The sequence below is a fragment of the Sorangium sp. So ce693 genome (assembly GCF_051521375.1).
GTDB lineage: Bacteria > Myxococcota_A > Polyangia > Polyangiales > Polyangiaceae > Sorangium > Sorangium atrum.
Genome location: NZ_CP150347.1, coordinates 7,642,295 through 7,654,172 on the forward strand (window position 1 = coordinate 7,642,295; position 11,878 = coordinate 7,654,172).

At 72.3% G+C, this 11,878-nt stretch carries 5 protein-coding genes; 1 reads left to right on the top strand and 4 read right to left on the bottom strand.

Going from position 1 to position 11,878, the window contains the following annotated elements:
* Positions 1–20: 20 nt before the first annotated feature.
* The 3 genes from alaS to WMF14_RS28435 all read right to left on the bottom strand — a co-directional run bounded on the left by alaS (position 21) and on the right by WMF14_RS28435 (position 6,277).
* Entirely contained in the window at positions 21–2,774 is a 2,754-nt protein-coding gene (alaS, locus tag WMF14_RS28425; RefSeq protein WP_437791005.1) for an alanine--tRNA ligase, read from the bottom strand.
* A 178-nt stretch (positions 2,775–2,952) separates the two neighbouring features.
* Complete coding sequence (locus WMF14_RS28430) at positions 2,953–3,792, bottom strand: HEAT repeat domain-containing protein (protein ID WP_272094041.1); 840 nt, start codon at positions 3,790–3,792, stop codon at positions 2,953–2,955.
* Positions 3,793–4,084: 292 nt separating this feature from the next.
* On the bottom strand, positions 4,085–6,277 hold the full coding sequence (locus tag WMF14_RS28435) for a TIGR04551 family protein (RefSeq protein ID WP_437791007.1): 2,193 nt from the start codon (positions 6,275–6,277) through the stop codon (positions 4,085–4,087).
* 807 nt (positions 6,278–7,084) lie between these two features.
* On the opposite strand from WMF14_RS28435, the gene WMF14_RS28440 reads away from it, so the two are divergent.
* Positions 7,085–7,876, top strand: coding sequence for an OmpA family protein (locus WMF14_RS28440; RefSeq protein ID WP_012237759.1), 792 nt, complete (start codon positions 7,085–7,087; stop codon positions 7,874–7,876).
* 96 nt (positions 7,877–7,972) lie between these two features.
* Here WMF14_RS28440 and WMF14_RS28445 read toward each other — a convergent pair whose 3' ends face one another.
* Complete coding sequence (locus WMF14_RS28445; RefSeq protein ID WP_437791009.1) at positions 7,973–11,848, bottom strand: protein kinase domain-containing protein; 3,876 nt, start codon at positions 11,846–11,848, stop codon at positions 7,973–7,975.
* Positions 11,849–11,878 lie beyond the last annotated feature (30 nt).

An 11,878-nucleotide genomic window follows, 5' to 3' on the forward strand; every position in this document is an offset into this window, starting at 1 on the left:
CGGGGCGCGGGCAGCGCGCGCTACGAGGCGAGAGTCCGCTCGACCTCGGCGTAGAGCGCCGCGATCGCCGCGTCGAGCTGCGCGACGTCGGTCCCGCCGGCCTGCGCCATGTCCGGGCGGCCGCCGCCGGAGCCGCCCACGATGCGGGCGATCGGCTTGATGAGCTCGCCGGCCTTGAGCCGCTCGGTCGCCGACTTCGAGAGCATCACGGCGAGCTGCGCCTTGTCGCCCACGGCCGCGCCGAGCAGCACCGCCGAGCGATCGCCGAGCTTGTCGCGCAGCTTCTCCGCGAGATCGCGCAGCGCGCCCGGGTTGGTGCCGTCTGGCACCCGGCGCGCGAGCACCTTGATCCCGCCGATCTCCCGGGCGCCGTCCAGCATCGCGTCGATGCCGCCGCCGCCGCCGCCCTGCGCGGGGCCCGCACCCTCCAGGATCCGCCGCTCGAGCTCGGTGACCTTCTTCTCGAGCTCCCGCTCGTGCGCCACGATCTTCCCGATCTTCTCGGCGAGATCGCCGCCCTGCGCCTTCGCGACCTGGCGCGCCCGGGCGAGCTCGGCCTCGACGCCCCGCGTGTACGCGAGCGCGTTCAGCCCCGTCGACGCGAGGATCCGCCGCACGCCCGCGGCCACGCCGCCCTCGCTCGTGATCTTGAACAGCCCGATGTCCCCCAGCGCGCACGCGTGCGTGCCGCCGCAGAGCTCCACCACCTCGGGCGTCATCGTGAGCATCCGCACCGTGTCGCCGTACTTCTCCTCGAAGATCGCCATCGCGCCCCGCCGCCGCGCCTCGTCCATCGGCAGGATCTCGGTCGTCACCTTCGCGTTCGTCAGGACCTTCTCGTTCACCAGATCCTCGATCCGCGAGATCTCCTCGCGGGTGAGGGGCCGGTTGTGCGTGAAGTCGAAGCGAAGGACGTCCGGGCCGACCCGCGAGCCCTTCTGCTGCGCGTGCTCGCCGAGCACCTTGCGCAGCGCCCAGTGCAGGACGTGCGTGGCCGAGTGGTTGCGCCGCGTCGCCGAGCGCGCCGCGTGGTCCACCGCCAGGTGGACGCGCTGCCCCACGGCGATCGCCCCCTCGCTGACCACGCCCTCGTGAACGACCAGCCCGGCGAGCGGCTTCTGCGTGTCCTTCACCTCGACGCGCGCCCCGTCCGCCGTCACCTCGCCGACGTCGCCCACCTGGCCGCCCGACTCGGCATAGAACGGCGTCTCGCGCACGACGATCTCGACCGTCGCCCCGGCCTCCGCGCGCTCGACGAGCGCGCGGACCTTGCGCGCCCGGTCGCCTTCGCCCTGGACCTCGACCCGGACGATCGCGACGATCTCGCTGTCGCCCTCCTCGTGCTCGTAGCCCGTGAACACCACCGGCTGCGCGAGCTTGGCGCGGGCCTCGCGGTGCGCCGGGTCCACCGCGGCGGTCGGATCGATCGGGCCGTCCGCCTCGCCGGCGCCCTTGATGATCGCCTCGGCCCCCTGGACGTCGACGCCGAAGTTCGACTCGGCGCAGATGACCTGGGTCAGATCGAGCGGGAAGCCATAGGTGGTGTAGAGATCGGCCGCGGCGGCGGACGGGAGCGTCCGCTCGCCGGACGAGCGCATCTCGTCGAAGCGCTCATCGAGGATCTTCATCCCGCGCTTCAGCGTGGAGCGGAAGCGGACCTCCTCGTCCTCGGTGACGCGGGCGATGAGCTCTCGCCGATCGCGGAGCTCGGGGTACGTCTCGCCCATCCGCCGGACCACCTCGAGCGCGACCTCGTGCAGGAACGGCCGATCGATCCCGAGCCGGTGCCCGTGGCGGATCGCGCGGCGCATCACCCGGCGGAGCACGTACTCGCGCCGCTGCCGCTCGGGCATCACCCCCTCGGCGATCAGGAACGCGGCCGTCCGCGCGTGATCCGCGATGACCCGCATCGACACGTCGTCGTCGGCGCTGCCCCCCGTGTACGGCTTGCCGCTGAGCTCGGCCGCCTTGTCGACGAGCCCGCGGAGCAGGTCCGTGTCGTAGTTCGAGGTCACGCCCTGGAGCACGCTCGCGAGCCGCTCCAGGCCCATGCCGGTGTCGATGCTCGGCGCCGGCAGCGGCACGAGCGGGCCGTCCTTCTCGACGCGCTCGTACTGCATGAACACGTTGTTCCAGATCTCGGTCCAGCCCGTGCCGTCGATGCGCGGCTCCTCGCCGAAGCGCGCGACGTCGGGCTCCTTCCCGTGGAAGAAGTGGATCTCCGAGCAGGGGCCGCACGGGCCGACGTCGCCCATCGTCCAGAAGTTGTCGGCCAGGCCGAGCCGGAGGATCCGGTCGTCGCCGAAGCCCGTGACCTTGCGCCAGATCGCCGCGGCCTCGTCGTCGGCCGGGAAGCCCCCCTCGCCGTTGTAGATGGTGACCACGAGCCGCGACGGCGAGATATCGTAGACCTTCGTCAGGAGCTCCCAGGCGAAGGCGATCGCGTCTTCCTTGAAGTAGTCGCCAAAGCTGAAGTTGCCGAGCATCTCGAAGAACGTCTGGTGGCGCGCGGTGACGCCGACGTTCTCGAGATCGTTGTGCTTGCCGCTGATCCGGATGCACTTCTGGCTCGAGGTGGCGCGCTGGTACGGGCGCCTGTCCTTGCCCGTGAAGACGTCCTTGAACTGCACCATGCCCGCGTTCACGAACATCAGCGTCGGATCGTTCTGGGGCACGAGCGGCGCGCTCGGGACGATCTCGTGCCCGCGCTGGGCGAAGAACTCGAGGAATGTGCGGCGGAGCAGGTCGGAGCTGGCAGGCGTTGCGATGGACATAGGAGGACGCGCGGTCTAGCACGACCGGAGAGCGGCTTCCGCCTGCTCGACGCGCGCCCGCGACGCCCGCCGCGGAAGACGCGCGCGCCGGGCCGGTGTGCGCCGGGTCGGGTTGCGAGCCGGCTCGCGCCGGGCACGGTGGCGCGCTGGCTCACGCCGGCGAGGCCGGACCGCCGGGTCAGCGGCCGGAGGCGACGACGCTGCTGCCCGAGGCGGCCTCGAGGGCGAGCGGCGCCCTCTGGAGCGCGCTCTCGATCGCGCCGGCGACGGCGTCGCTCTGCAGCTGGGCGAGCTCCCTCAGGCCCTGGGCGCGCTTCGCCTCGGCGAGCGCCTGGGCCGAGCCGGTCATCGAGCCCTTCAGCGTCTGGCTCGGCATCTCGCGGATCACGTACTCGACCTTCGCGGCGAAGCCGACCCCCTCCGCCCCATGGCGCTTGCTCAGGTGGATGACCGAGCCGTCCAGCGTGAAGGCCGGCAGCTTGCGGCTCTTGCCTTCAGCGGCCACGTCCGTGCCGTCGGCCACTATCTCGATGTCGGCGAACTGCGCCACGCGGTTGCGCGTCTGCTGCCTCAGCTGCGATCCGAGCTTCGCGTCCTTCACGCCGGAGCGGTTCTCGAACTTGCCGAGGCTGACAAGGAAGCGCGCCTTGGACGACGAGCGCGACAGCTTCTCGATGGCGGCCTCGATCGGGCGCTTCAGGTTGGGGGCAGGCTCGAGGTTGAGCGCCGCCTTGAGCGCCGGGACCGCCGCGGGGTTGCCCATCGCGCCGAGCGCCGCCGCGGCCGACGCGCGCACCGCCGGGTGCGGGTCCCTGAGCGCCTTCTCGAGGGCAGGCCGCGCGCCGGGGCTCTTCGACCTGCTGAGCGACAGCGCCGCCGCGACACGGAGCCGATAGTCCTTGCCGACCGCGATGTCGCGGAAAGCGGACGTGTCTGCGTCCTGGGCGACGGACAGGGCGGTCGACCCGAGCACCATCGACGCCGCCAAGAACATCGCAATGAAGAGACGACGAACCATCACGTCCCTCCGGAGAACGGCGGCTCACGCCACCCGTTCTCCTCGGTGATCCACGGAAGTATCGCGACGCGCTGGCGTCCAGACAATCCTATCCTTGGCCAGGACGGTCGCGAGATCAAGGGCTGTTTGGCCCCGGATGGCTCATGCAGGACTCATGACGAGAGCGACGACGTCGCCGTTTCGCGCCGTTTCGCACGGTTTCGCGCCGTCTCGCACCGATTCGCCGCCCCGAGCGTTCATTTCCAGACACGCGGCGACGCGCGAGGCTGGCTGAGCGCCGGGCGGGTCCGGCTCAGAAGAGGATACCGAGATACCAGCGCACCGTCTGTGCGGTCTCGAGATCGATCTTCTGGACCGTGTCTTCACCCCTGAGCTGGCCGAGCCCGCCGAGAGGAAACAGCACGCCGTACTGCACCGCCGTGTAGAAGCCGCCCATCTTGTCGGGGTCGTCGTTGAGCGTCCCGTCCTTGGACTGGAAGTACAGCTGCGCGTTCAGCTCGATGCCGAGATCCCGGGAGTTGCCGGGAGCCTGGAGGAACTCGGAGGCGCGGCTCCAGATGGCCGCGGCGCCGAGGCCGGCGCGCTGGCCGTTCTTGTCGCGGGCGAAGTCCCAGTCGACGCCAGGGCGGAAATAATACGCCCCCTGGACCCGAGAGAGGATGTTCCTGAAGAGGATCTGGTCGACCCGGTAATCGGGGTGGAAGCGGAATGTCGAGTAGGTACGATCGGTCGAGTTCTGGGGATCCATGGCCCCGAGCTGCGTCCCCTGCGGCTTGAGGGCGGGCGCGTCGTCGTCGCCGCTCGCGTACCCGAAGCCGAAGTGGACGCGCAGCCGGCCCTCCATCTCGGTGAGCTCGGCCTGCGTGGCGAGCCCGAACTGCCGGATGCCCCAGCCGGTGTCCTTCGGCGAGAGGACGTTCGCATAATCGCTCTCGTCCTGCCCGCGCAGGTCGAGGGATCCGTAGATCATCGCCGCCTCGAGCTCGAAGCGGAACTTCTTGTAAAGGAGCTGGAGCCACACGTCGGGGATGACCATCTCCGCACCCCGATGCACGTACCCCGCCGCGACGTTGTCGGCGCTCTGGCCGAGCGACGCGGACAGCTCGGCGTTCGTGTCGCCGGCGGTGACGTCGTTCGCCAGCGTCTGCTGCCGGTAAGCGAAGTAGACGCCGCCGTTCATGACCATGTTGCCGCGGGCGAGCTCGAGCTTCTGGAGCTCGGGGTTCTTGCGGCGGACGGCGACGAACACGTACTGATTGACGTCATCGGACTGGGCGAGGTCGTACGGCTGGCCCTCGAGGTCCTGGAGCGAGGCGCTCGTCGCGCCCTCGTTGGCCCAGTCCCACGCGCCGGCGAAGTAGATGTCGTATTTCTTGATGCCCGTGACGAACATCAGCCGGTCGACGGTCGACTGGTAGTCGGAGTCGTACCCATCACCGCTGTTCGCCACCATACCGAGGCCCCAGTGGTTCGGCATTCGGCCGAAGCGGAGGAGACCGACGGGGGTCATGTACTCTCCCCAGATCCGCTTGACGGAGATCGAGTCTTTCGTCGAGTTGACGCCGGCGCTGGGCGCCCACTGGGTACTGGAGAAGGCCCCGAGCGGCGAGTAGCCGCCCCGGCGGGCGACCTGGTAGCCGCCGCCCGCCGCCGGCTGGTTCGCGTAGCCCTCCGGGGTCGAGCCGAGCACCACGTTGTCGAGGAGATCGACCTGCGTGAGGATGCGCAGGTTGTCGCTGATGTGCAGCTCGGGGTTGAGCCGGAAACGCATGTTCGCGCCGGCCTGGGTGTCGTTCTTGCACGCGTCGAACGAGCGGGTGCCGCCGCTCGTGGTCTCGCTCGGGTTGCAGAGCGAGAGCACGCTCCCCTTGTAGGAGTTGTCGGCCGGCTGCGGCCAGAGCGCGCGATTGCGCGGGTCGATGCGGCCGAGGGCGAAGCTGTTGAAGAGCTCCCAACGGAGCCGGTAGTAGCCGTGGAACTCGAACGTCGGTCGCGCGTGGGACCACCAGTCCTCGGCGTAGACCTCGCTGGGCCGGGCGCCGATCTCGGCCTGGATCGCCTGCCGCTCGGGCTGCTCGGCCGCCGCAGCGGCTGCGGGCCCCTCCGAGGCGGCCGGCGCGGCCGGCTGCGGCGCGGAGGGAGCGGCCGTGTCGGCCGGCGGCAGGAGCGGCTCGCGCGCCGCCGGGGGTTCGGGCGTCTCGGCGCCGGCCGGCGCGGCGCCGGGCTGGGCCGGCGCGGCGGGCTGGGCCGGCGCGGCGGGCGCTGCACCGGGCTGGGCCGGAGCGGCGGGCTGCGCAGCGGGGGCGCCCGCCTGCCCGGCGGGCGGCTGCGCTGGGGCCGCCGGCGGCTGGGCCGGCCGGCGTGCCGGCTGGGCGGACGCGGAAGACGCGCCCAGCACGAGCGCGAGCGCGAGGCCCGACCGGAGGCGACGGCGAGGGGTGCCAGGGCGGCACGACGTACCCGGAGACCGCGACGAGATGGGCATCTGCTTGGTTTCGTTCGCGCGTTTTCGCCCCGCGCGCAGGAAGAGGTTGAAGATCCGAGCTCTCGGTGGCCCGGAGGCCGGGGGCCGATGTCTCACGCCCGGCCTGTGTGGTCAAGGCACCGCTCGGCCCCGAGCCCTGGAAGCCGGTCACGGATACACACCCGGGACGCACCGAAGCAGGGGCCACCTCAACCTCGGTCGACCGGCGGGGGACGGCTGGTGGGGTCACCTCAACCTCGGTCGGGGCGGCGGGGACGCCTCGGCCGCCTCAACCTCGGTCGGGGTGGTTGGCGGGGCCCGGCCTCAACCTCGGTCGGGGCGGCGGGGCCGCCTGGCGGGGCCGCCTCGGTCGCCTCAACCTCGGTCGGGGTCGGCAACCTGGGTCGGCAGCCTCAACCTCGGTCGGGTCGGCAGCCTCAACCTCGGTCGGGGTCGGCAGCCTCAACCTCGGTCGGGTTGGCAGCCTCAACCTCGGTCGGGGTCGGCAGCCTCGACCTCGGTCGGGTTGGCAGCCTCAACCTCGGTCGGGGTCGGCAGAGGACCCGGCGCGTCGAGTTCATCCTCGTGCACTCGCCGAAGGAGCCGCAACGGACGCCAGCAACGCCCGCGGCCACCGCGCCATCGCCTCCGGCAGCGCCGCCGCTCTCGCCTGCGCCGCCGAAGCCCCGATCCCTCCCCACCCGCAGCGCACGGCCACGCGGACGGGCGGATCTCGCCGTCCTCCCCTCTGGATCTCTCGCCCGAGCTGAGCGACGCTCTCGCCCGCAGCATCCCGCTCCCGCCAACGGAGCCATGGAGAAAGCGCTCATGAACCGGACACTCATTGCACTACCCCTCGCGCTGTCGTCGCTGCTCGCCGCGGGCTGCGGCCACTCCGAGCAGGAGTGGAAGTCGCAGCTCGACAAGTACAACCAGCTCCAGAACCGGAGCCAGAAGAGGGAGGCCGAGCTCGAGAAGGAGCTCGCCGACGCGAAGCAGCGCGTCGAGGAGCTCGAGAAGAAGCTCGCGGACCAGGGCGCCGACATCTCGAAGATGAGCTCGACGCTGGAGGACCGCGAGAAGGCGCTGGCCGAGTACAAGGCGCGCGCGAAGCAGCTCGAGGCGATCCAGGCGCGGTTCGACCTGCTCCGGAAGAAGCTCGAGGAGCTCGTCAAGCTCGGCCTGGAGGTCCAGGTCCGCAGGAACCGGATGGTCATCTCGCTGCCCGGAGACGTCCTGTTCGACTCGGGTAAGGACACGCTGAGCAAGGACGGCCAGCAGATCCTGAAGAAGATCTCGGACGTCATCCGGGGCGACAAGTCGCTCGTGGACCGCGACTACCAGGTCGCCGGGCACACCGACAGCCAGCCGTACAAGAGCGGCCCGTTCCAGGACAACTGGGGGCTGTCGCTGATGCGCGCCCGGGCCGTGCTGCTGTTCCTGATCGGCAAGGAGGGCCAGCTGCCGACGAGGCACTGGAGCGCGGCAGGGTTCGCGGACACGGACCCCATCGCGAGCAACAACACGCCGGCCGGCAAGCAGAAGAACCGCCGGTGCGACCTGATCGTACTGCCGGACGTCGACGAAATGCTCGACCTGACGAAGCTCGCCACGAAGTAAGCGCCCGCAAAAGACGGGCCCGTGACGCCGGCAGCGGTGTGCCGCTTCGTGCGCCACGGGCTCACCCGCGTCGTTCGGCGCGCTCGCGGCAGTGGCTCAGCCGCCGAGCCACTGCCGCGCGAGCTCGAGCGTGCGGGCGTTGTCCGGCACGTCGCGGAGGAAGCGCTCGCGCCAGGTCGGATCGCTGAGCTGCTCGGCGCGCGCGAGCAGCGCCGTCCTGGCCGACGTGATCGCGACCTCGGCCTCGGCGCGCCGCCCGCTCGCGGCGAGCGCCTCGGCATGGGTCAAGCGGACGAGCGACTCCCCCTCTTCCAGCGTGCCAAACTCTGCCAACCGCGCGCTCGCCTCGGCGGCAGCCCGCATCGCCTCGTCGGTGCGCCCGAGCCCGAGCAGCACGCGAGCGAGGATGGAAAATGCCTGCACGCCCAGGGTCGGCGCGCTCTCGAAGAGCGCGATGGCGGCGCGCGCCTCGCGCTCGGCGGCCTCGGAATCGCCCATGGCCAGGGCGATCTTCGCCAGGTAGCAGCGAGCGAAGAGCTCCGTGCGCACGAGGCCCGCTCCCTGGCTCGACGCGACCGCCTCCTCGGCGAGCGCCCGCCCTTCGACAAGCTGACCACGGTACCCGAGGACCTGCGCGAGGTTGGCCTGCCCAGAGACCTTCAGCTCGTCCAGGTGCATCCGGTCGGCGGCCTCCATGGCTGCCCGCAGCATCGACTGGGCCGTCTCGAAGTCGCCGAGCTCCATGCACACGGCGCCCAGGCTCGCCCGGGCGCTGAGCGCGTTGCGATGATCGCCGGCCTGCTCGAAGGCGAGCAACGCGGCTTCCTGGCTGCCCGCACAGGAGCCCAGGTCGCCTTTGCACATCTCATAGGCCGCGCGCGCGTCGTGGAGGTGCGCGACCACCTCGAGATCCCTCGTCTCCGCGCTCGCGAGGGCGCGCTGGACCACATCGAGCAACGCGGCGCCTTCGGCGTACCGCCCGCCCAGCGCCAGCGCGCTCGCGCCCGCGGACAGGCAGCGGAGCTTCGCGTCCTGCGCGTCGCCGGAGGCGGCCACGTCCACCGCCTCGGTCGTCACGCGAGCGACGACGTCCAGTCGGCCCAGCTTCGACGTGGCCCATACGAGGGGGATGATGGCCGAGAACCATGCGGCCGAGCCGCGCTCCACAAGGCCCAGCGCCTCGCTCCCCCGCTCCGCGGAGAGCGCGAGATCGCCGCGCCACACATGGGCTTCCGCCTGGATGTGGCGGAGCCTGCCCGCGGCGTCCCCGGCCGCGCCGCAGCCGATACCCCGCTCGGCCCGCGCGATCGCCGCGTCGAGATCGCCGCCCCGGAGCGCCTCCTCCGCCGCGCGCAGGTAGGCCTCCGCCGCCCGCGCCGGCGCGCCGCCGAGCTCGAAGTGCTCCGCCAGCGCCATGGCGTCCGCCCCGCCGGCGCGCGCCAGCCAGTCGCCCGCAAGGCCGTGCCCGACGCGGCGATCGCGCTCGGTCAGCATGCCGTAGGCGGCCTCCCGCACCAGCGCGTGCCGGAACTCGTACTCCACCTCGCCCGCGATGCGCGCCTCGCGCCGCCGCACCAGGAGCTCCCGCCGCCCGAGCTCCGCGAGCGGCTGCGCCACCGGCGCGCCGCCCACCAGGGCCGCCACCGCGCCTTCCCACGACGTCTCGCCGAACACGCTCGCCGCGCGCAGCACCCGCCGCTCCTCCACGCCCAGCGCCTCCAGCCGCGCCTGCACCATCGCCAGCGCCGTCTCCGGCATCCCCTCGCCGCGGCCCTCGGCCACCGCGCGGATGTGCTCCTCCAGCACGAACGCGTTGCCCTCGGCGCGCGCAAGCAGCTCGTCCACCTGCGCAGCGCTCACGCCGTCGCCGAGCACCTGCCGCACCAGCCGCTCGCTCGCGCGCCGGGGCAGCGGCGCGAGCCGCAGCCGGAGCCCGACCCGCTGGCGCCACAGCTCTGGAAACAGCTCGTCCACCTCGGGGCGCGCGAGCGCCAGCACCAGCAGCGGGAGGTCCCTCGCGTGCTGGAGCGCCGCGTCGATCAGCCGCACCGTCGGCAGGTCGCCCCAGTGCAGATCCTCCAGCACCAGCAGCACCGGCTGCCGCTGGCACTCGGCCCGGACGAAGTCCTCGAACGCCTGGCGGATCCGGTCGCCCATCAGCACCGGGCTCTGGCGCGCCGCCTGCAGCTGCACGTCGCCCTCGTCAGGAAAGGGCGCCCCCACCAGCTCGCCGAGGAACGCCGCGACGTGCGGCCCCGTGCTCCCGAGCCCGTCGAGCCGTTCGACCCGGGCCAGCACCTTGCTCCGCCGCACCTCCAGCGACTCGCCGTCGAGCAGCCCCATGGCGCGGCGGAGCGCCTGGGCGAGCAAGCCGAACGCCGAGCCGGCCGCCATGGGATCGGCCCTGCCGATCCAGACCTCGGCGGCCTCGCGCTGCTCCTCGACGGCGCGGAGGAACTCCCAGGCGAGGCGCGACTTGCCCATGCCCGCCGCGCCAACGACGACCACCGCGCTCGCGGTCGGCTCGTCCACGCAATGGCGCCACTCGGCCGCGAGCTGCGAGAGCTCGCGCTCGCGCCCCACGCACGGCGTCGGCTTCCCGAGCAGCCTCGGCACCGTGTCCGGCTCCTCCTTCCGGCCCCGCAGCCAGCACCCCTCCGGGCCCTGGACGGTCTCGAAGCGGCTCGCGAGCAGGCTCGCCGTCGCGCTGTCGAGCCGGATTCCCCCGGACGGCGGGCCGTCGTGCCCGACGATCAGCTGGGCCACGCGATCGACGAGCTCGCCGACAGGCAGCCTCCCCTCGATCTCCGCCAGCCCCGTCGCCACCGCCACGGGTGCGCCGCCGACCACCGTCCGGAGCGCGAGCGCGCAATGGGCCGCTCGCACCGCGAGGTCCGTCGGAGACTCGGCGCCCGACAGCGCGATGAGCAGCCACTTCGACTGCAGGAAATCGAGGCTCCCACCGTGGCGCGCCGCGAGGTCCCGCAGCGCCTGGGCCTGCGCGATCCCATCGGCCTCCGCCAGCGTGGCGTCGGTCTCCTCGCTGCCATGGGCGGCCAGGATGACGCACATGACCCGCCGCTCCGACGTCGTGATCTCCTCGCCAGGCGCGCGCGGCGCCGCGATCGCGCCCCCTCCTGCGGCGAGCCCCTCGCCGGCGAAGGCGGCGAGCTCCGCCGCGACGGCGGCGCCGTCGCGCGGCCGGTGCGCCGCCGACTTCGCCAGCATCCGGGCCACGAGGCGCTCGAGCGGCTCGGGGATGCCGTCGCGCAGCTCCCCGAGCCGCGGCGGCTCTTCCAGCACGACCTTCACGAGGAGCGACAGCAGGTTGTCGCCCAGGAACGGCCGGCGCCCCGTGAGGCACTCGAACAGGATGCACCCGAGCGCGAACACATCCGCGCGGGCGTCCACCGGCGCCTCGCCGCTCACCTGCTCGGGGGCCATGTACCCGGGCGTCCCGAGGATCGCTCCGGGCGCCGTCAGGCTCCGCGTGAGCCAGAGCTCGCGCGCGATGCCGAAGTCGAGCAGCGTGGCTCGATCCACCGCGCCGCCCACCAGCATCAGGTTGCTCGGCTTCAGGTCGCGGTGGACGATGCCCTGCTGGTGGATCGCGCCGAGCGTCGCCGCCACCTGCGCCGCCAGCGTCACGCCCTCGGCGATCGAGAGCGGTCCTTGGGCGAGCCGCTGCTCCAGGGTGACGCCGTCGAGCCATTCCATCGCCAGGTACGGCTGTCCTGCCGCCGTCGTCCCGCGCGCCACGTACCGCACGACCCCTGGCAGCCGGAGCGCGACGAGCACCTCCGCCTCCCGCGCGAACCGGCGCAGATCGCTCGCGCTCGCGCCTTGCAGCACCTTCAGCGCGACCGCCTCCCCCGACCGCCGGTCACGCGCGCGATAGACGTCCCCCATCCCGCCGCTTCCGGCGAACCGCTCGATCTCGAACCTTTCCTCGACCACGTCCAAATCGCGCATTGCGTCTGCGATGTCGTTCACACGGGCCTC